The organism is Halomonas sp. MS1 (assembly GCF_024182575.1).
Taxonomy (GTDB): Bacteria; Pseudomonadota; Gammaproteobacteria; order Pseudomonadales; family Halomonadaceae; genus Vreelandella.
This window is the reverse complement of record NZ_CP098926.1, coordinates 138,175-157,316: the sequence shown is the minus strand read 5'-3', so window position 1 is coordinate 157,316 and position 19,142 is coordinate 138,175. Positions and strand designations below refer to the sequence as shown.

At 53.5% G+C, this 19,142-nt stretch carries 19 protein-coding genes; 9 read left to right on the top strand and 10 right to left on the bottom strand.

What is annotated here, in order from left to right:
- Window positions 1–163 precede the first annotated feature (163 nt).
- Together NF683_RS00735 and NF683_RS00730 are read right to left on the bottom strand one after the other, a co-directional pair.
- The gene (locus NF683_RS00735) at window positions 164–1,099 is read right to left on the bottom strand and encodes a glycerophosphodiester phosphodiesterase family protein (protein ID WP_193068780.1); all 936 of its coding nucleotides are present in this window, start codon (window positions 1,097–1,099) and stop codon (window positions 164–166) included.
- 161 nt (window positions 1,100–1,260) lie between these two features.
- Window positions 1,261–1,809, bottom strand: coding sequence for a P-loop NTPase family protein (locus NF683_RS00730; RefSeq protein WP_253921014.1), 549 nt, complete (start codon window positions 1,807–1,809; stop codon window positions 1,261–1,263).
- A gap of 333 nt (window positions 1,810–2,142) precedes the next feature.
- Between NF683_RS00730 and NF683_RS00725 the strand changes: the two genes are divergently transcribed.
- Window positions 2,143–2,532 carry a VOC family protein gene (locus NF683_RS00725; RefSeq protein WP_038477195.1) on the top strand — a complete coding sequence of 130 codons (390 nt, stop codon included), beginning with the start codon at window positions 2,143–2,145 and terminating at the stop codon, window positions 2,530–2,532.
- Between the two features lie 219 nt (window positions 2,533–2,751).
- On the opposite strand, the gene NF683_RS00720 is transcribed toward NF683_RS00725, so the two are convergent.
- Complete coding sequence (locus NF683_RS00720; RefSeq protein ID WP_089039471.1) at window positions 2,752–4,146, bottom strand: SLC13 family permease; 1,395 nt, start codon at window positions 4,144–4,146, stop codon at window positions 2,752–2,754.
- A gap of 92 nt (window positions 4,147–4,238) precedes the next feature.
- Between NF683_RS00720 and NF683_RS00715 the strand changes: the two genes are divergently transcribed.
- A complete protein-coding gene (locus NF683_RS00715) occupies window positions 4,239–5,042 on the top strand; it encodes an AraC family transcriptional regulator (RefSeq protein ID WP_193068783.1) in 804 nt (267 codons plus the stop codon).
- A 24-nt stretch (window positions 5,043–5,066) separates the two neighbouring features.
- Here NF683_RS00715 and NF683_RS00710 read toward each other — a convergent pair whose 3' ends face one another.
- Complete coding sequence (locus tag NF683_RS00710; protein WP_089039469.1) at window positions 5,067–6,050, bottom strand: aldo/keto reductase; 984 nt, start codon at window positions 6,048–6,050, stop codon at window positions 5,067–5,069.
- Window positions 6,051–6,108: 58 nt separating this feature from the next.
- Here NF683_RS00710 and NF683_RS00705 point away from each other — a divergent pair, with 58 nt between their 5' ends.
- Window positions 6,109–7,068 (top strand): LysR family transcriptional regulator, encoded by a 960-nt coding sequence (locus tag NF683_RS00705; protein WP_253921013.1) that lies wholly within the window; start codon window positions 6,109–6,111, stop codon window positions 7,066–7,068.
- Window positions 7,069–7,127: 59 nt separating this feature from the next.
- On the opposite strand, the gene NF683_RS00700 is transcribed toward NF683_RS00705, so the two are convergent.
- From NF683_RS00700 to NF683_RS00690, 3 genes are read right to left on the bottom strand one after another with little or no spacing between them, the layout of a single operon-like run.
- A complete protein-coding gene (locus tag NF683_RS00700) occupies window positions 7,128–8,603 on the bottom strand; it encodes a sodium:solute symporter family protein (protein WP_253921012.1) in 1,476 nt (491 codons plus the stop codon).
- Window positions 8,596–8,820, bottom strand: a complete 225-nt coding sequence (locus NF683_RS00695; RefSeq protein ID WP_253921011.1) for a DUF3311 domain-containing protein — start codon at window positions 8,818–8,820, stop codon at window positions 8,596–8,598. Before NF683_RS00695 ends, NF683_RS00700 begins: the two co-directional genes overlap by 8 nt.
- Window positions 8,821–8,868: 48 nt before the next feature.
- On the bottom strand, window positions 8,869–10,062 hold the full coding sequence (locus NF683_RS00690; protein WP_253921010.1) for a M20 aminoacylase family protein: 1,194 nt from the start codon (window positions 10,060–10,062) through the stop codon (window positions 8,869–8,871).
- 115 nt (window positions 10,063–10,177) lie between these two features.
- On the opposite strand from NF683_RS00690, the gene NF683_RS00685 reads away from it, so the two are divergent.
- The gene (locus NF683_RS00685; protein WP_253921009.1) at window positions 10,178–11,125 is read left to right on the top strand and encodes a LysR family transcriptional regulator; all 948 of its coding nucleotides are present in this window, start codon (window positions 10,178–10,180) and stop codon (window positions 11,123–11,125) included.
- A 5-nt stretch (window positions 11,126–11,130) separates the two neighbouring features.
- Here the strand turns inward: NF683_RS00685 and NF683_RS00680 are convergent, their stop codons facing one another.
- A complete protein-coding gene (locus tag NF683_RS00680; protein ID WP_253921008.1) occupies window positions 11,131–12,000 on the bottom strand; it encodes a LysR family transcriptional regulator in 870 nt (289 codons plus the stop codon).
- Window positions 12,001–12,183: 183 nt separating this feature from the next.
- Here NF683_RS00680 and NF683_RS00675 point away from each other — a divergent pair, with 183 nt between their 5' ends.
- Window positions 12,184–13,401: a YbfB/YjiJ family MFS transporter gene (locus NF683_RS00675; RefSeq protein ID WP_253921007.1), complete on the top strand. Its 1,218-nt coding sequence runs from the start codon at window positions 12,184–12,186 to the stop codon at window positions 13,399–13,401.
- Window positions 13,401–14,003 carry a glutathione S-transferase N-terminal domain-containing protein gene (locus NF683_RS00670; RefSeq protein ID WP_253921006.1) on the top strand — a complete coding sequence of 201 codons (603 nt, stop codon included), beginning with the start codon at window positions 13,401–13,403 and terminating at the stop codon, window positions 14,001–14,003. Before NF683_RS00675 ends, NF683_RS00670 begins: the two co-directional genes overlap by 1 nt.
- Before the next feature lie 126 nt (window positions 14,004–14,129).
- On the opposite strand, the gene NF683_RS00665 is transcribed toward NF683_RS00670, so the two are convergent.
- Entirely contained in the window at window positions 14,130–14,900 is a 771-nt protein-coding gene (locus tag NF683_RS00665) for an NAD(P)H-dependent oxidoreductase (protein WP_193084707.1), read from the bottom strand.
- Window positions 14,901–15,019: 119 nt separating this feature from the next.
- Between NF683_RS00665 and NF683_RS00660 the strand changes: the two genes are divergently transcribed.
- Window positions 15,020–15,925 carry a LysR family transcriptional regulator gene (locus tag NF683_RS00660; protein ID WP_253921005.1) on the top strand — a complete coding sequence of 302 codons (906 nt, stop codon included), beginning with the start codon at window positions 15,020–15,022 and terminating at the stop codon, window positions 15,923–15,925.
- 13 nt (window positions 15,926–15,938) lie between these two features.
- Here NF683_RS00660 and NF683_RS00655 read toward each other — a convergent pair whose 3' ends face one another.
- A complete protein-coding gene (locus NF683_RS00655; RefSeq protein WP_253921004.1) occupies window positions 15,939–16,841 on the bottom strand; it encodes a LysR family transcriptional regulator in 903 nt (300 codons plus the stop codon).
- 138 nt (window positions 16,842–16,979) lie between these two features.
- On the opposite strand from NF683_RS00655, the gene trpB reads away from it, so the two are divergent.
- Complete coding sequence (gene trpB, locus NF683_RS00650) at window positions 16,980–18,185, top strand: tryptophan synthase subunit beta (protein WP_193084709.1); 1,206 nt, start codon at window positions 16,980–16,982, stop codon at window positions 18,183–18,185.
- A gap of 20 nt (window positions 18,186–18,205) precedes the next feature.
- Window positions 18,206–19,045 (top strand): tryptophan synthase subunit alpha, encoded by an 840-nt coding sequence (gene trpA, locus NF683_RS00645; RefSeq protein ID WP_253921003.1) that lies wholly within the window; start codon window positions 18,206–18,208, stop codon window positions 19,043–19,045.
- Window positions 19,046–19,142 lie beyond the last annotated feature (97 nt).

Sequence of the window (19,142 nt, the reverse complement as noted above, 5' to 3'; positions counted from 1 at the left end):
GCAGTGCTTGAAGCGCTAAATACATGCGTTCAATGAACCTACTTCTCGATAGTTAAGCTGTTGCTAATTGCTATCAGGCTTGAGAGGGGGGAGCTTGGATCCACCTCGATCAACTAAAACGCCCGACCAAAGCCGAGCGTAAAAGCGGCGAGCCAACGCTGGGTTAGTCCGCGAGTTCAAGAAGCCGGTCAGCGTAATCGGTAAATAAACCGTTGACGCCCCAGTCCTGTAAACGCTTCATCTCATCAGTTTCATTGATGGTGTAAACGTGAACGGGAAGGCCGTTCTCTTGAGCTTGGCGAATAAAATCAGCATCAATAACGTCTTCGCCGTTATACGTCACATTCGTGCCGATACCTGCCGCGTACGCTGCGATTGCCTGAAAGTCTTCGTCAGTGATGTCTGCTGGCGCTGGAGTAACACCTGTCCACTCCACTAAACGATCATTATCTTCCTCACTGGGCGAGTACCACACCAACTGGATGAGTGGGATATGTTCATTAAGCTCATGTACTTTGAGTAGGCTACCCTGCTCAAACGATTGCACCAGCACCCGACCATTTTCAATCATTTCGTGTTCTTCAAGTGCCTCAACCAAGGCTTCTTCTAAACCAGGGTTCAACAGAGGGGACTTGGTTTCAATGTAGTAACGAGCATCGTGACCAAAGCGCTCAAATAGCTCTTCCAGTGTGAGTATTTGCGCTCCTTCAAAGGCCGTATCTGCCTTATCGACATTGGCGTCGTTGAACCAGGTACCGGTATCAAGAGCCTTTAGCTCTTCTAGCGTGTAATCATGAATATGGCCTTCGCCGTCACTGGTGCGATCGATGGCATCATCATGGAATACTACTAACTCACCATCGGAGGTGAGCTGAACGTCCAGTTCCAGGTAATCAGCTCCCCACTCGTGGGCCAGTTCATAGGCTGCCATGGTGCTTTCCGGTGCATGTCCGCTGGCACCGCGATGAGCGATTACCTGAAACGACTCCAGATCCTTTAGCTGCTGCTCTAGTGGCGTTGCCTCTGCGAGTGCAGTGGACGTAGCAGCACCAGCAAAAAGACCCAGTGACACGGCAGTAATCAGCGGATGACGTTGCATAGAAATTCCTTAGTTGAACAGTTGTTCAATTATCCTACAGGTCTCCTCACGCAAATGCCAAACGGGGTACATCTTCCAAGGGGGCCTTGGCAGCCGATTAGCGCAGCTATTCGGCTTACCAAAGGAAATACACATGAGGTAAGCATTAAAAGCTACATAGTTTAGACAGAGGCATTATGGTGGAGGTTATCCACTAGCACCTGCGCTTCTCTACGCGAGGTTAAACGCACAAACTGGATATGGGCATAGCGTGGATCAATCATATCGGCGAAGTAACGTTTGCGGTTTTGATGCCATGTTTTAAGCGACCAGAGCAATACTGAATTACGGCTTAAAAATGTTTGGCGAAAGCTTTCGCGGTTTCCTGTACCGGGCCAGATCTCTTCTCTGCTAATAATACGCTTTATGGCTCGTGAGCAGGCTTGGCTGAAGACACGCCAGAAGGGGAAGTCGATCCACACCACCATATCGACATCGCGCCACTTAATTGGCCGCGTGCGATCAAAGTTGCCATCCAATACCCACCCATTGGTGGAGGCCGACAGTGCCTCCTCCAGCTTGCTGAAAAAGACATCGTCGGGCGTGCCCTCCCAGTTAGCGCACCAAAACAGCTGGTCAAGCTGAATGTGAGTGGTGTTCAGCGCTACTGCGAGTTGTTTAGCCAGTGTGCTTTTGCCACAACCACTAGTGCCGACCACATTAATTTTCATGGGGGGATCTCCTGAGCGGCGCAGTAGTTTAAAGAGTGTTCTAAACACGGGCAAGTGAACTTAAGAAAAGAAACTAAAAGGCTCACAGTGAGTTACCAACGCCTAGGAACTGCTAAGCTTCTTTTCAGGATGTCGTTAATGATCAAACAGCCTGAACGAGTAGCCGCCATTAGCGCCAAAGATAAGAAATTTGGTTTGGAGAGCCAGAAGAGTGACTTTGCGATGTGCGAGTAGGGAAAGGGGACTGCTTATCTTCTCACTGATAGCCCAGCGATCGGCGGCTATCTGAACTAAGTAGCTAAACAAGGAGATAGACGATAAGAGGTAGCCACAATGATTGCTTATACAATGGTAGGAACGCATAACCTGGAGCGTGCACTTCGCTTTTATGCGCCGTTGTTTAACAGTATGGGGCTGGATGTGTGCTGGCAAGACGATGCCTGCGTTTCTTTCGGCGACCCAGATGATGTCAATGTGCCAAGGTTCTTTGTTGGTTTTCCCTTTAATGGTTATCCCGCTAGCGTTGGCAACGGCACTATGACCGCGTTTCAATTTGCTGATCCTAAAGAAGTCGATACGCTCTATCAATTAGCGATGCAGAACGGGGGCAGCGATGAAGGTCCGCCAGGTTACCGCCCTCAGTATGGTGAAGGTTTTTTCGCCGCCTACGTACGAGATCCAGACGGCAACAAGTTGGCGTTTGTCGTCTATCCTCATCGATAGATGCTAAGCCAACGCAGAATCAACAAACAGCTCCTCTGTTAAGGTTGAATTGCACAAATCAAGAGGAGCAATAACGACGCCGTTGGCGCAAACTCCTAGTATGACTAACCAGGAGTATCTGCTGCTGGATGGAAGGCGCTCAATTGATGAGATTGTTTGAGGAAATTGTTTGAGGAAATTGCTCCGTCGTTGGGCTAGAGCAATCGTTACTGGGTGTCTCTAACCCACCCAACCCAACAGTCGCCACCAAAGGTAGTCTAATGGCATCAATAGTAAGATCGTTATTAGCGCTAATGGGATGATGATTTTCAACAATTGGCTCAGAGGCTCTTTAGATAGCTGCATGGCCATAATCAAGGGCGCCACCTGATACGGAAAAATGACGGTGGAAAAGCCTACTACCTGAGTCATTAATACCGTGGAAAGTGACAGCTCTGAAGCCGCGGCGAATTCGGTGGCCATGGGAGTTAGTATGGTAGCTACATTGGGTGTGGTGGCGACTACTCCAGTCAAGGTGGCCATCAATGAAAGCGACATAAAGTCCCAGAAGGGGCTACTGTTGCTCGTCTCCAGCAGTTGACTAAACTCTCTTCCCATAACACTGCCAATGCCTGAGACATTTACCAGTGTTCCCACCCCCAATGCTGCGGCCACAAATACTACGGTGCCAAAATCTGTCGCTCCATTGAATGATTTCGGGGCCATGACACCGACCTTTGGCATCATTAGCACTACCGCTGCCATCAGCCCCACCCACGCAGGGTTGATGCCGTGTAGCGTATCGGTAACCCAAAACATCAACGTAATGCCCAGTATGACAGCCACTTTTTTTTGCTGTGTCGCATCGCCGGAAAATTTGGTTTCAGCGACGGCTTGCTTGAACTGTGGGTCAATGCGGGCTGGGAATACCACTATTACCAGCGCCACGATCAATAGTGCTTTTAGCATTCCCAAAATAGGAAAGTGCAGTAGTAGATACTCCGCATAGCCAAAATGAATGCCATATAGACTTTCACTTGCACCTGCCAAAATCATATTAGGGAGGTTGGATGGAAGCACCGCAAAACTTGGCATGTTACAAGCGGCAGCAAGAGCAGTGGCTACGCCCAGTCGGCCAGCGCTGCCCGGCTCAAAGCCCACTCGTTCAGCCAATGCTAAACCAATAGGAATCAATACCACCGCTCGACCCGCTGAAGAGGGCATCACAAAGCCTAGTGCTACGGCGGTTAACACTAATCCCCCAATCAGCCGTGGATAGCTTGCCGTTAGCAGTGGTGCTAATACGGCCGCTAGTTGATCGCCAAGCTTGCTTGATGTAATGGCTGAGCCAATTACAAATCCGGAGATAACCATCCACACGGCTGTCGAGCCAAACCCGGCGAATAGCTGCTCCGGCGCTAGCAGACCCAATATGCTAACCAGCGCAAAGAAGATCAGGCCAGTCAGAAATGGGGGGAGTATCCCGGTACTCCACAGCACCAGCGTGAGCAGTACCATGCCAGCGCTGTAAGAAAATGACGCTGGATTGCCCGCTAAGGGAAAAAATGCCAATAACAAAGCCACCAATAAAGCCGCTGTTGTTATTGCGTGGGAAAAGCGAAGTGAACGAAGCATGAAGGGGGTCCTGGTGGCGATGAACTCAATTGCGCGGTGCGCGCAGCTGGACCTACAATAGCGCCTGCATGCTGACGTGTTGAGGGCAAGATATGACAATAAATAGCGATAAAGCGACAATGTCGCCACCCAGTGATATAGCGTTCGTCCTCGATCCTAGTCGCCCTGTATTGACTCGCGCTCGCAGTATGCAGGCTGAAACTGGGGTATTGCCGCACGCTCACCCTCGCGGGCAATTGCTATGGGCTAAACACGGCGTGCTGCGTGTTACCAGTGAACAAGCGGTGTGGGTTGTACCCTCTACTCACGGCGTGTGGATACCCAGTAACTGTCTCCACCAAGTGAGTTGTGAAACGCTGGTGGAAACCCGCAACCTCTACATTGATCCTACTTGTAGGGCACGTGATCAGGACACCCAGGTGGTGATGGTGGCGATGAGCACGTTGATGCGCGAGATTGTGCTAAGGCTAAACGATTCCCTAAAGTGTCGCGACGACGATGCCAGCACGACGCGCCTAGGCCTAGTCGCGATTGATGAGCTAAATAGTCTACCCGCTGAGAATTTGTCGCTACCTTCTGGGACTGACCCGCGGTTGCGACGTATCATTAGCCACATGGTCAACCACCCGGATAATCGCCACACATTAGCTGAGCTGGCGGGCCTTGCCGGGGCGAGCGTACGAACGCTAGAAAGGCTATTTAAGTCCGACACCGGGCTGACCTTTCGCCAATGGCGTACCCGCTTCAAGTTGATGAACGCGCTTGAAGCCCTGGATAGAGGCGAAAGCTCAACCGCCGTGGCCTATACGGTAGGCTATAAAAGCGTCAGCAGTTTTGTGGCTGCCTTCAAAACGGAGTTTGGCTATACACCTCAAGTCCGCGCCCGCTGCCAATAATGCGGCGATTAGGCGTTAGTTAACTCATGCATTAACCCCTTTCATGCCTTCCGGCGTGTAGCGCTCACCGATCACTGGAATGCGTGCGGTGGCTGCTTCCAACTGACGTTGCTCATCAGCGGTAAGAGTAATCGACGTTGCTGCTGCATTCTCTTCAAGGTAGCGCAGCCGCTTAGTCCCTGGAATTGGCACGATGTTGGGGCCTTTAGACAGTAGCCAGGCGAGCGATAGCTGTGCAGGTGTGCAGCCTTTGTTGGCGGCCACTTCACCAATCACGTCGGCGATTCGGCGGTTGGTGCTCATGGCCTGATCTGAAAAGCGCGGCAAGTTAGGGCGAAAATCGCCTTCCTCGAAATCCGCAGTATCCTGAAATCTACCCGTCAAGAATCCCCGGCCTAGTGGCGAGTAGGGCACAAAGCCGATGCCTAGCTCGTTACAGGTGGGGAGCACCGCCTGCTCTACGTCGCGTGTCCAAAGCGAATACTCGGTTTGGACGGCAGTAATCGGGTGCACTGCATGGGCGCGGCGCAAGGTGTCAGCGCTGACCTCGCACAGGCCGATATGGGCAATTTTTCCCTCTTTGACTAGCTGGGTGAGGCCTTCCATGGTCTCTTCAATAGGCGCATCCGGGGTAACGCGATGGACGTAGTAGAGATCGATTTGCTCGACCCCTAACCGCCGCAGCGATGCCTCGCAGGCCTTGCGCGCATACTCGGCGCTGTTGTCCAGGCGTCGTTGATACTCACCGGGGTTGCGCACAATGCCAAACTTAGTTGCGATACGCACTTGCGGCTTATGCTTAGCGAGGAAGCGGCCAATCAGCTCTTCGTTATGGTGTGGTCCGTACATATCTGCCGTATCAAAAAAATCGATGCCCAGTTCCACTGCCTGCGCCAATACGCGTAGTGATTCACTGTCATCCCGTGGGCCGTAGAATTCACTCATGCCCATGCAGCCCAGGCCAATAGCGGAAATAGAAAGGTCGGTGCCAAGTGTACGTTGTTGCATGCTGTCTCTCCGTAAACCGTTCTTGAGTAGCGGAGTGACAGCGTGGCACTATCCCATAATGAAAAAAATGAACGAGTTCGATAAGCCATTTTCCGGTTTTGAAAAACAGATGCCCCGTGGGTGGGTGTGGGATGACACCCGCGCCTTTTTGGCTGTGGCTCGTCACGGCACCCTGAGTGGTGCCGCAGCGGAACTCCGTTTGGGCATTGCGACGCTCTCTCGACGTATTGAACGGCTGGAAAAAGCGCTGAAACTACCGCTATTTGTGCGCCAACAGTCGGGCTACCAACTGACCGAGGAAGGAGCAGGGCTGGTCGAGAAAGCTGAAGCGCTGGAAGCGGCTGCAGTGGCGTTTACCACCGATGTGTCCCGCCACTCACAGCTGAGTGGTAGAGTGCGTTTGGCTACCGCAGAGAATCTGGCAACGGCATTGATTCTACCTGCGCTTGCGCAATTTCGTCGACAGTATCCTGGCATTACGCTTGAGCTAGTGACGGATATCTCTACTGTCAATTTGCACCGTCGTGATGCCGATCTAGCCCTCAGAATGGTCAAGCCCGAACGCGGTAATGTCACCCTTCGCCGCTTGGGTTCCTTAGGCTATGGGCTTTACGCTAGCTCAGCCTATGCGGCGCAGCGTAAAACGACTCTTGATGCTGGCGACTACGACATGGATGCCTTTATCACCTGGGGGGAGACGCAAGCGCACCTGCCTGCAGCACAGTGGGTCGAGCGCGTTCTACAAGGGCGAGAACCAGCGTTAACCACTACCTCTGTGGCGACCCAAATCGCGGCAGCTAAAGCTGGGCTAGGGATAGCAGTATTACCGCACTTTTTGGCTCAGGAGGCGGGGTTGGTCTGCATTGCTTCTGATATTGGCGTGGACCAGCCTATTTACCTCGTCATCCAAACAGATCTTACACAGTCACGCCGAACCCGTGCCGTGGCGGACTTTCTTATTGAACTGGTCGCCAGTAACCACGCTCGCTTGGCGTGGGCTGAGAAGCGGGGGGTATGACTCTAATTGATGCCATCAACGCCCTCTCCGTAGCCAGGAGAGGGCGTTAAAGCCAAGCGTCAGCCTTTGGAACTGAGAGCCTGGGCCGGTGAGTACGATGATGAACTGTGTGTCACGAGACTCACTCCGATGAACACGACGGTATTGACGACTAGACCACAGAAGCCAGCGTGCCAGCCGAATGGAGTGCTGACTCCAAACTGGAACAATAGGGTTAGGGCCGCGCCTATTGCTAGACCTGCAAAGGCGCCAGTACGTGAGGCTCGCCGCCAAAATAGTGCGCCAAGCAGCATCGGCAACAACTGCACCACGATGCCGTAGGCGCCGAGTAACAGGCCAACCAATGAACCAGGATTGGCTAGGGCTAGCAGGTAGGCCGCTAAGGAGATCACTACCACACCGTAGCGAGTCAGTTTGAGTGCCTTGTCATCAGATATACCACGCAGCACGGGCAGGTGCTGACCCACGTCTCTTACCAGGATAGTGGCGGAGGTATGGGCCAAGTTGGCAGCAGTAGACATTGCAGCGGCCAGCGCGCCGGAGAGTGCTATACCGATCAGCCACGCTGGGAAGTCAGCTAGCTCGACCACTAACGTCAACAGCACGCGATCAGCGGAGTCGAGTGGGCTATCTTCCAGTAGTAAAACTCCAGCGAAGCCGATAATCAGCAATGGCACCAGCAGATAGCTATAAAGTGGGTAGAGCACGAACACCTGTTTGAGGGTTCGCTCACTGCGCGCACTATAAAACTTCATGAAAATGTGCGGCCACATTACGCAACCTAGGGCACTAACCAGGATTGCTGTGGAGAAGGCGCCCCAGCCCATGCCGCCAGCACCGGGCATGGTTAGGTATTCCGGCGCTTCGCGCTGCAGCTCGCGGAACATCTCGCCAACTCCGCCGAAGAACTGGTCGGCCGTTGCTAAGCCTAGGAACCACGCGACGCCCACCATCATCACGCCCTGAAGCAGGTTGGTCCAGCCGATGCCTTGTAAGCCGCTCGCGTAGACATAGGCCGCCACCACGCCACAGGCTAGTAAGCTGCCGAGCCAGAACGGAATGGTGCCTGAGGTTGCCGCCTCGAAGAGCAGCCCTGCACCAGCGATCTGAATGGTTAGGTAGGGGATCATCGCCAGTACGCTGACCACACCGATGAACAACCCCAGCAGATTCCCCCGAGTTGGATAACAGGCGGAGAGGAACTCTGCCTGGGTCAGGAAGCCATGGCGGCGGCCAAGCCGCGAAATATATGGAGCGATTAACCACCATACAATCACAGCGAGCGCTAGGTAGGCGATGATATAGAGTGCCGGTGCCCCCTTGCTGTAGGCCCAGCCAGGGGCTCCAAGAAAGGCGAAAGCAGAGAATATCTCCGCTCCAAGAATGAAAAACAGCACCAGTAGCCCCATGTGGCGCCCACCAGCGACGTAGCCTTCCAGAGAAGAGCTCTGGTTATGTCTTGCTCGCAGGCCTACCGCCAGAACGATCAGTAGATAGGCTAGGGTGATGGTAGTGATCAGCAGTGAATCACTCATCGTTCACCTCCTGCGCGGCATCGTGACGATAGGCAATCACTAGCCCCACAAATAGGGCAAAGACCCAAGCGACGTACCAGAACATGAAGAAGGGCAAGCCAATCACCATCGGTTCGATGCGGTTGGCCACTAATGCGCCAGGCCAGATCATCGCCAGCGCACAGATAGTGAAGTAAATCAGCAATCCCCTAGAGGGAAGCGAGGGCCGGGATTTCATATGCATACCTCGTTATTGTGGTGTTATCGGTAGTAGAACAGGCCTCGTTCAGGCGGCAGCGAGTGCGCCGAGGCCGATTGCCACCAGCAGTTGGCAACCAGTGGGAATAATGTCGTCGTTAAAGTCGTAACGAGCGTTGTGTAATGGTGCGGTGGCTTCATCCTTGGCTGTACCGAGGAAGAAGTAGGCTCCTGGGCAACGCTGCAGCATGAAGGAGAAATCTTCGCCGCCAAGGCTAGGGGCGACGTCACGCACTAGGGCTGCTTCGCCGAGTGTTTGCACAACACAGGATTCCACGTGGCGGGTTTCTGCCTCGCTATTGACCGTCGCTGGGAATATGCGCTGGTAGTCGACCTCAATGTCGCCGCCATGGGCAATGGCCACCCCTTCACAAACACGGCGAACCGCATGCTCAATACGATCCTGAGTGTCGGCATCAAGGCTTCGTGCTGTACCGCTGATGCGTACTTCATCGGGAATAATGGCGAAACCGTCAATATCGCCCCCCTGCAATCCACACAGGCTGAGAGCCGCGGGGGAGAGAGGATTAATATCACGTGCGACCACGGAGTGAAGATTTTGAATCAGGGCACCCGCCATACGCACAGGATCTGTCGATAGGTGTGGGTTGACGCCTCCATGGCCCCCTTTTCCGCGTACACGGATATCGAGCCGATCGGTGGCTGCCATGATGGCACCTGAGCGGACGGCCACTTGGCCAGCAGGCAGAGAAGGCCAGTTGTGCAGGGCGTAGATGGCCTGCATAGGAAAGCGCTCGAACAACCCCTCTTCAACCATTGCCCGGCCACCACCTAAGCCCTCTTCTGCGGGCTGAAAGACTAGGTGAATGGTGCCAGCGAAGTCGCGGTGTTCAGCCAGGTAGCGGGCGACGCCAAGCAGCAGGGTCGTGTGACCATCATGGCCGCAGGCATGCATTCGGCCGGGTACTTCGGATGTGTGGTTGTGCTCGCTAAGCTCTTGGATCGGTAGAGCGTCCATATCGGCGCGTAGACCAATCTGGCGTCCATTGTCGGGCTGATCACCGGTGACAGTCGCAACGATACCGGTTTTGCCGATGCCAGTTTCAAAGGTCAAACCGAGACGTTCTAGTTCTTCAGCGATGCGCTTAGCCGTGGCATGTTCCTGAAACCCTAGCTCTGGGTGACGATGCAGCTCGTGCCGCATTTGGGTCAGCTCGGCGTGGTGACGCTCGAAGAAATTTGCGTTGATGAGTTCTGTCATAGTCGATTCGCATAGTTGTTGGATGGGCCAATTCATCTTGGTTGTTTCGGTGGCATAGAGAAAATAGTTTTTTTATTAGCTTTCCATGCTTATATTGGATGGAAAGAGCCACGGCGTGTCATTCAATGGGAATGAGATGGACTTCAAACGCTTAAAATATTTTCAGACCGTCGTAGAGGAGGGAGCTATCTCCTCAGCAGCACGACGGATACCACTTGCTCAGCCAGCCCTGTCACGTCAATTGCTGCTGCTTGAAGATGAGGTCGGTACAACGTTGCTGACTCGTTCACGGCATGGCGTTCGCCTGACTGCCGCAGGCGAATCGTTCTACCGTGATACTCGGCGTTTACTTGGCGAATTCGAACAGGCCAAGCGTAATGCACGGCGCATCGCCGACGGCCAATTCGGTGAGTTGCGTCTGGGGGTGACGGTGATGCACTTATGGGTGCCGCAGATAATCGGTTTGCTCAACCGTTTCCGCGAGCAATATCCTGAGGTCACGCTGAAGGTGGAGTCGCTGCTTTCGGGGCCTCAGGTCGATGCAATTCGCCGTGGGAGGCTGGATGCTGGCATGTTGTTCTTCCCTCCGGAAGACGATGACAGCCTCTGTAGCCATTGCTTGTATGAAGATCATCTCGTATTGGTTACCAGTGCCACCTCACGCCTAGCGCGACACCCGCCGCGATACCTAGCCGAGCTCAATGACGAGAACTTTATCTGGTTTGATCGTAGCGCCACCCCGGTCTATCACGACAAGCTGATTCACGCCTTTCAGCGAGCGGGGTTCACTCCTCATGTGGTACAGGAGGGAACTGACAACGCTACTATGTTGTGTTTGGTGGCTGCTGGCATGGGCTGCAGTATTTTACCGGCCATGACCATGGCAGGGGCACCAGAAGGGGTGGTAAGCCATCGCTTAAAGGATCTCAAGCTAGCTTTGCCTCTGATGCTGGTGTGGCGCAGGGATTCAGGGGTGTCGGCGGTACGCCGGCTGATCGAAATTGCCGAAACAGAATCTTTGGCGAACGGTGTAGACACGTCCTTAATTGCTCAGAAGGAATGAAGCGTCTATAACCTGGCTTGCTGGTGTAACGTATCGACAAAACGGGCTAATGCGGGCGACCAGGTAGCGGGTTCTGAAGTAACAAAATAGGTATCGATATTGGCAATCGCGGAGGGCAGTTCCAGCGCGTGAATGCCGAAGCGGTGCTGGTGCGCTTCAATGATAATACGTGGCAGCACGGTGTACCCCATCCCGGCTGCTACGCAACCAAGCATGGCGTCTAGCGTGCCAAACTCAAAAACACGCACGGCATTTATTCCCTGAGATGCCAGCAGTAATTCGATACGTTGCCGGTAACTACATCCCTGGCGAAATGCGAGAAACGTTGCTGTCAGTAGTTCTTCAGAGCTGGGTACGCTCGTCATAGGGGCTGAACTTACCAGCACAAGCTGTTCGCTGAAGACTTTGAGCGAATGATAGCGATGATGATCGATAGCGCCGGCCACAAACACGCCATCCGCCTGACCGTCCATGAGCTTCTCAATCAAGCTGGCGGTGGGGCCGGTCGCCAGCGTCATATCAACCTCTGGAAAGTCAGCATGATAGGCCGCTAATATCGGGGGAAGACGTAGCGCCATAGTCGTTTCCATCGATCCCAAGCGCAGCTGGCCTGTTGCGTTCTCTGCGCTTTGAAACAGCATCAATGCTTCGTCATGTACTGCCAGCAACCGTTCTGCATAATCCAGTAACGCTAGCCCCGCAGACGTAAGGCGCACGCCACCCGCGCGATGAACCAGCTGCGCGCCTAATTCCTCCTCAAGTTTTTTGATATGCGTGGTCACGTTAGATTGCACTGTGTGCAGTTGCTTTGCGGCAGCCATAAAGCTGCCGGTTTCTGCCACCGCCATAAACAGCCGCAATGATTTAAACTGCATTCTTATCTCCCTTAAGCGACCACCATCTCAAAAAGCATCTCAATAGCCATCTTAAGAAATATCTCAAAAAAAGATAGAGGCTATCATTATAAATCGTTTCTAAAGAATTGTTGGGGTGGGTAAGCTACAGGTAAATACGCCTGTTGCCAATCTTGCCGCACAGCGATTTAGGAAGGATACGACATGATCAATAGCAAAGACTTGCCTGCTCTGATGACCGGCGTGATGGCCACCTTGGCAGGAATAGGCATTGCCCGTTTTGCCTACACACCGCTATTACCGGCGCTGATTCAAGAAGGGTGGTTCAGTGCCAGCCAAGGAGCTTATCTTGGGGCTGCTAATCTTCTCGGCTACTTTATTGGTGCGTTGTCTGCTCACACACTAAGTGAGCGTTTTTCTGTTCGCGCGGTGATGGGGGCAAGTTTCGTAGCGATCGCACTGAGCTTTTTCCTCTGTGCGGGGGCGGGCAGTTTTAGCTGGTTTTTCTTTTGGCGATTAGTCTCAGGTATTGCTGGCGCCATTCTCATGGTGGTTGGCCCATCGTTGGCTCTGTCGACCACGCCTCCGGAAAGGCGGACGAGTGTCGGTGCCCTGGTATTTACTGGCATTGGCTTCGGTGCACTGCTTTCCGCATCGGTGGTGCCAGTGCTTCTGGAGCTAAGCCTAACGGTTACCTGGGCAACGCTGGGTCTGCTCTGTATTGCTGCTGCTCTGGTATGTGACTGGGGCGTTACTCAGCTGTCCTCACCACCGTTGGCCAGTCAGGAAAAGTCAGCAAGTCAGACCGGGTATGCCGGAATAAATGCCGCTGTGCTACTGGTGATCGGGGCGTATGCCCTGGACGCCGTCGGGTTTGTTCCACATACCGTATTTTGGGTGGATTATCTCGCCAGAGAAAATGCCTTAGGGCATCAAGCGGCTTCTCTACAGTGGGGCATTTTCGGCTTGGGCGCTGTGTGCGGGCCACTGGTAGTAGGAACGTTGGCGCGAAAAGTGGGCTGGCACCATGGTTTAACCCTCGCTTTTTTAGCTAAGGCTGCCGCTGTGTCGCTGCCAGTATTTTCACTCGCATTGCTTAGTCAGTCAGTTTCATCGTTTGTGGTAGGCGCGATGATCCCAGGTATTGTCGCGCTGACGTCTGGACGACTGGCTGAATTGGTCGGCCCCACTGCCCACAAAAAGCTCTGGGGGCAAGCGACTGCTGCTTTCGCTGCGGCTCAAGCGTTTGCTGGCTACGCGATGTCGGCGCTCTATGTAGCCTGGGGCACTTATTCACCGCTATTTGCGATTAGCAGCCTGGTATTGGTAGGCGGCTTTGTACTGGTGCTGCTGAGCCGATGCCAGCAGCGTCACGTTTCCCTCTCTACTGTTCCTCTCTCCAATAAGAACCGGAGGCCATAATGCAGCTTTTTCTTAACGCAACGTCACCCTATGCGCGCCTAGCGCGGATCATCTTACTTGAGAAGGGGCTGGTGGATGACGTTACATTGCGCTGGTGCGACCCTTGGGCAGATGACCAAGCGCTGCTAGAGGTTAATCCCGCCGGGCGAATTCCAGCGCTAGTGACAGACGAAGGAAAGACACTTAGCGAGTCAATGTTGATTGCTGTTTATCTTGATAGCGTCAGTGCTAGCTCGCCCATGATTCCACAAGCTCGATTAGCGAATGTACTGCATCTGGCCGGGCTTGGTCAGAACCTGATGGATGTTGCGTTTACGACCGTTATCGCCAGAAAGCACTATGGCGCTGAGATTGATCACAGTGAGCTTGGGCGAAGGCGCCAGCGAGCCATGCAACGAATAGTGGAGCAACTGGACAGTGAACTCCACGAAAGTCAGCTGGCGCCTTCGATGACTCTTGGTGAAATCGCCTGCGCTGTTGCGCTAGATTACTTGGCCTTCAGGTTGCCAGAAGTGCACTGGAAGGAAGCGTACCCACAGCTCAAAGCATGGCATGCCGCAGTAATTGCCAGGGATAGTTTTCAGCAGACTGCATTTGTGTAGTGAGAGAGTCAGAAGGGGGAGGCCCTGATGTGTTGCGCCTTCCCCCTCGACTCCAAAGTTACATGTGTTAGTAATGCTATATAGTTAAGCGTCCTTGTATTTATGGTCTTGATTTCTACTGCTCGGCTAATTGTCGATGTGAATGGTCAGCCCCTTTTTCCCGGCGGCGATATGATCGGCGAGGATGTTAAATTGATACTCTCCACCATTTTGGCGCCGGAAGGGAATAGGTGATTCATTAAAGAGATGATTGAGGCGAAGGTGCCAAGTGGCTAACTCTTTCTCTACGTTAGCTTTTGAAAGCTTGCCGCTGCCATACACGGCATGGGTGGGCAGTACATCCAAGCCGGGAAAAAAGAGAGCGCCGTGCGTGATGGGAAATAACAACTCCTCCAAGGGGCCATTAATGCCACGGGGCGAATAGTCCTCCTCTGGTCCCCCTACCATTACTGAAAGTAGGGCTCGTTTGCCTTTGAGAATACCGTCCCCATAGCGATACCGGTTGCCTTCGCCTTTGTATCCGTAGGCGAATCCGTAGGCATACACTCGATCTATCCAGCCTTTGAGAATGGCGGGCATACCAAACCACCAAAGAGGGAAATGAAATATGACTGCATCGGCGGCAAGCAGCTTGTCTTGCTCTGCGGCAACATCCAACGTCTGTTGGTGATTGGTATAAGCGTGCTGCGACTCTTGGATAAAATCTAGCCGGTCTTGGTTTATACGGTTGGGGAAATCCTGCTCATCAAAAGTCGCCTTCCAACCCATGCCATATAGGTCTGATTGCAGCACGACATGGCCTTGTTGTTCCAGTATTCGTATCGTTTCGGTAACGAATAGGCGGGTTAGTGATGTGGGTTCGGGGTGGGCATACACCATCAATATGGTCTTGGACACTTTGCTGCTCCTACAGGCGAGTTAGCGAGTGACTATCACTCTAAGTGGATACAGTAGGCAGTGTGCGCAAGATTGAAGTATCAGTGAAATTAATAGTTTTATGACTTACTATCGTAAGCATGGATGCCAAAAGACTTGACCTTAATTTGTTGGTGACATTAGAGGCTTTGCTTGAAGAGCAAAATGTCACCAGAGCGGCCGCGCGGCTGAATCTGAGCCAGCCTGCTGTCAGCGCTCAGTTGAGTCGCCTTAGGGGTATGTTCAATGATCCGCTGCTGATTCCTGCTCATCGTGGAATGATGCCTACCGCCAAAGCGTTGGAGTTACTTTCCCCATTGCGTTTTGCACTAGATCAGGTGCGAGAGACGCTAACAACGCACCAGCACTTTGAGCCTGCCCAAGCAAAGCTGACCATCACGATTGCATGTACCGACTATCTGCAAACGGTTGTTGGTTTGTCGATCATGAACGAGTTAAGGCGAAAAGCACCCGGCGTCAGGATCGCAATACGTAATCTGGAACCACCTCGGTTGGAAGCCCTGATGGCGTGTGGTGAAGTGGACCTTGCACTTATGACGCCAGAAGAAGCACCACAGACTTTACGATCAAAATCCCTGTACGACGAAACCTATGTGTTGGTTGGCTGCGAGAACCACCCGCGACTCAGTGATGAAATGACAATTGAAGATTATGTCCAGCTTGAGCATGTGATTGTGTCGCTCAGTGGAGACAATTTCTTCACCCCAGTGGATCAGGTCTTACATACATTGGGCTATAAGCGCAACGTTGTGCTATCGACCGCTTCATTCCTGTTCATCCCTGAAATTGTTGCTCACTCTCCTCTTGTGGCGCTGGTACCACGGCGTTTAGTCGCCCAACGTTCCGACCTTAAAATTGTTGAATCCCCCATTAAATCACTGGGATTCAAAGTCGGTATGGTGTGGCATGAGCGTAACCATGGTCACAGTGCACATCGTTGGGTGCGTGAACAAATAGCCCACACACTTTGTGCAAACAAGCGCTAAAGGAGTAGCCAGACTAGCAGTGGCCAGCCCCCAATTCCTGCTTAAGCCACTCTGCCAGTGGCTCGCTGCGGCGGCTGTTGGTTTGTTTCGGCAGCCATAGGCAGAGGCGGGCGGGTGTTTCGATACTTCCCCAAGGAGCCACAAGCCGCCCGCTGCGTAAATCGTCTTCCACCAGTAGTTTGGGTGCTATTGCTACGCCTAAGCCTGCCACTGCTGCTTCAATCAGATAATAAAGATGGGCAAACCTTTGGCCCTGTTGAAGGGCATCCTCCAATGCACGTTGCTCCAGCCCTTTGGCACTCGCCCACTGTGGCCACGCCTGGGGACGTGAAGCGGTCACTAACAGCTTGTTGGCAAATAACGATTCTGGCTTGGCTGGGTCGATGTGTGCTGCTAGTAGTGGGCTTGCTACTGGGCAAATCTGCTCGGAAAGTAGCTCGATAACCTTCACATCCGCGGGCCAGGGCGGTTCAATAAACGCCAGGGTGGCGCTGGTATCAACCTGTTGTCCGGGCAGTTCGCTGTCACTTACCACGACTTTTAGCTTCAGTTGCGGCAGCTCTTGGTTCAGGCGATCCAGGCGGGGAATTAGCCAGCGCGCTAGCAGGCTGCCAGGGCAGGCCAGAGTAAAGGGCGCTTCTTCCACATCACGCTTGAGTGCTGCGCAACTATTGCGCAGTTTGCTAAATGCCTCGCCCACGCCGCTTTGCAGTTGCTCACCATGGTGAGTCAGCACCAGCCCACGCCCTGCTTTTGCAAATAGCGCTACACCAAAATGCTCATCCAGGCTTTTAAGTTGGCGGCTAACCGCGCCATGGGTAACGCTTAGCTCATCGGCAGCAGCGGTCACGCTACCCAATCGGGCAGTGGCTTCAAAGGCGCGCAGGGCGCTAAGCGGCGGCATGCTGTTCTGCATTGTTTATCCCATAATGATGTTCTGTTTTAATAGTTGACTAAAACTCACCTATTGGTGACATCTTATCGATTTTTATCCCCGCCTGCCTGCGCTACCTTCAGTCTATTCCCAATTTCCATGTTGTACTCAGAGGTCGTTATGAACCAATTCGTGAACCTGCCCGATACCAACGGACTGTTTGGCAGCTTCGGCGGCCGCTTTGTCGCTGAAACACTCATGCCGCTTATTTTAGAGCTGCAAGATGAATACGCTGCTGCTAAAAATGACCCCGAATTTCAGCGCCAGTTAGCCTATTTTCAGGGGGATTACGTCGGGCGGCCAAGCCCGCTTTATTTCGCTGAAAGACTGACCGAACACTTCGGTGGGGCAAGTATTTATCTCAAGCGCGAAGAGCTAAACCACACCGGCGCGCATAAAATTAACAACTGCATTGGCCAGGTACTGCTAGCCAAGCAGATGGGCAAAAAGCGCATTATTGCTGAAACCGGCGCCGGTATGCACGGCGTGGCCACCGCCACGGTAGCAGCGCGTTTTGGCCTGCCGTGTGTCATCTATATGGGCTCAACCGACATCGAACGCCAGCAGCCTAACGTGTTCCGCATGAAACTACTGGGGGCTGAGGTGATTCCCGTCACCTCCGGCACCGGCACACTCAAAGATGCCATGAACGAAGCGCTGCGCGACTGGGTGACTAACGTAGATGATACCTTCTACATTATTGGAACCGTGGCTGGACCGCACCCGTACCCTGCGATGGTGCGTGACTTCCAAGCAGTGATTGGCCATGAAACCCGCAGCCAAATGCTCGAAAAGCAGGGGCGTTTGCCGGATTCGCTGGTGGCCTGTATTGGTGGCGGATCAAACGCTATGGGGCTGTTCCATCCGTTCTTAAACGACCCAGATGTGCAGATGATTGGCGTAGAGGCGGGCGGCAAAGGCGTTAAAAGCGGCCTGCATGCCGCCAGCTTGAATGGCGGGACGCCTGGCGTACTGCATGGTAACCGCACCTACCTGCTGCAAAACGAAGATGGCCAGATTATTGACGCCCACTCAATATCCGCGGGGCTGGATTACCCCGGTATCGGCCCAGAACACGCATGGCTTCACGAGCAGGGGCGGGTTGAGTACGTTTCCGCCACAGACGATGAAGCACTGGAAGCTTTCCAAATCTGCTGCCGTCAGGAAGGCATTATTCCCGCCCTGGAAACTGCCCACGCCTTAGCGGAAGTGGCTAAGCGTGCGCCCCGGCTTCCCCGTGAGCACTTAATGGTGGTCAACCTTAGCGGTCGTGGCGACAAAGACATGATGAGCGTCGCGCATCATCTAGGTGAGAAATTCCAATGAGTGCGAACCAGGAGACTGTTATGAATACCCCCACTCGTCTTAAAGACTGCTTTGCCGCGCTCAAGCAGCAGAACCGCCCAGCGCTGGTTAGCTACCTCACCGCAGGTGATCCAGACGCGGAGACTTCACGTCGTCTGCTGCATGGGTTGTCGGAAGCAGGGGTGGATATCATCGAACTCGGCATGCCGTTCAGTGACCCTATGGCCGATGGTCCCGCGATTCAAAAAGCCGCGCTGCGTGCACTTGAAGGCGGCCAAACCCAAGTTAAAACGTTGGAAATGGTACGCCGTTTCCGCGAGCAGAATAGCACCACGCCGATCGTACTGATGGGCTACTACAACCCGATTTACTGCTATGGCGTTGAGCGCTTTTTAACGGAGGCCGCCAGCGCTGGAGTCGATGGGCTGATTGTGGTGGATTTACCCCCTGAGCATGATGAAGAACTCTGCCAGCCAGCAGCTCAGCACGGCATTGATTTTATCCGCCTGGCCACTCCGACTACCGATGCTAAACGGTTGCCCAAAGTACTCAGCAACACCTCTGGGTTTATCTACTACGTATCGGTGGCGGGGGTTACTGGCGGTAGTGCGCCAACACCACAACGGTTAGAGGCGTCGGTTGCTCAGCTCCGCGAATATACCGAATTACCCATTGCCGTTGGCTTTGGAATACGCACCGCCGAGCAAGCCGCTACCATTGGACGCTTTAGCGATGCGGTGGTGGTCGGCTCCGCGCTTGTTGACTGCATCGAACATGCCAGCACGCCTGATGAAGCCGTTGAGCGAGTGCATGGCTTAGTCAGTGAGCTGGCAGAAAGCGTCAGGGTGTGCAGGGAGGTGAGTGAGTCACAAGTTTGTTGATACCAGCAGAGTAAAAAACGATACGTTAAGAGAGCAGGCCAGCAGCGCCTGCTTTTTTTAACGTTGAGCAAAATCCTAATTAAAGGTTAATCTAGCT

Bases quoted from the DNA above. Each gene is read 5' to 3' on its own strand.
- NF683_RS00735 (WP_193068780.1), bottom strand. From the start codon at position 1,099: ATGCAACGTCATCCGCTGATTACTGCCGTGTCACTGGGTCTTTTTGCT.
- NF683_RS00730 (WP_253921014.1), bottom strand. From the start codon at position 1,809: ATGAAAATTAATGTGGTCGGCACTAGTGGTTGTGGCAAAAGCACACTG.
- NF683_RS00725 (WP_038477195.1), top strand. From the start codon at position 2,143: ATGATTGCTTATACAATGGTAGGAACGCATAACCTGGAGCGTGCACTT.
- NF683_RS00720 (WP_089039471.1), bottom strand. From the start codon at position 4,146: ATGCTTCGTTCACTTCGCTTTTCCCACGCAATAACAACAGCGGCTTTA.
- NF683_RS00715 (WP_193068783.1), top strand. From the start codon at position 4,239: ATGACAATAAATAGCGATAAAGCGACAATGTCGCCACCCAGTGATATA.
- NF683_RS00710 (WP_089039469.1), bottom strand. From the start codon at position 6,050: ATGCAACAACGTACACTTGGCACCGACCTTTCTATTTCCGCTATTGGC.
- NF683_RS00705 (WP_253921013.1), top strand. From the start codon at position 6,109: ATGAAAAAAATGAACGAGTTCGATAAGCCATTTTCCGGTTTTGAAAAA.
- NF683_RS00700 (WP_253921012.1), bottom strand. From the start codon at position 8,603: ATGAGTGATTCACTGCTGATCACTACCATCACCCTAGCCTATCTACTG.
- NF683_RS00695 (WP_253921011.1), bottom strand. From the start codon at position 8,820: ATGAAATCCCGGCCCTCGCTTCCCTCTAGGGGATTGCTGATTTACTTC.
- NF683_RS00690 (WP_253921010.1), bottom strand. From the start codon at position 10,062: ATGACAGAACTCATCAACGCAAATTTCTTCGAGCGTCACCACGCCGAG.
- NF683_RS00680 (WP_253921008.1), bottom strand. From the start codon at position 12,000: ATGCAGTTTAAATCATTGCGGCTGTTTATGGCGGTGGCAGAAACCGGC.
- NF683_RS00675 (WP_253921007.1), top strand. From the start codon at position 12,184: ATGATCAATAGCAAAGACTTGCCTGCTCTGATGACCGGCGTGATGGCC.
- NF683_RS00670 (WP_253921006.1), top strand. From the start codon at position 13,401: ATGCAGCTTTTTCTTAACGCAACGTCACCCTATGCGCGCCTAGCGCGG.
- NF683_RS00660 (WP_253921005.1), top strand. From the start codon at position 15,020: ATGGATGCCAAAAGACTTGACCTTAATTTGTTGGTGACATTAGAGGCT.
- NF683_RS00655 (WP_253921004.1), bottom strand. From the start codon at position 16,841: ATGCAGAACAGCATGCCGCCGCTTAGCGCCCTGCGCGCCTTTGAAGCC.
- trpB (WP_193084709.1), top strand. From the start codon at position 16,980: ATGAACCAATTCGTGAACCTGCCCGATACCAACGGACTGTTTGGCAGC.
- trpA (WP_253921003.1), top strand. From the start codon at position 18,206: ATGAATACCCCCACTCGTCTTAAAGACTGCTTTGCCGCGCTCAAGCAG.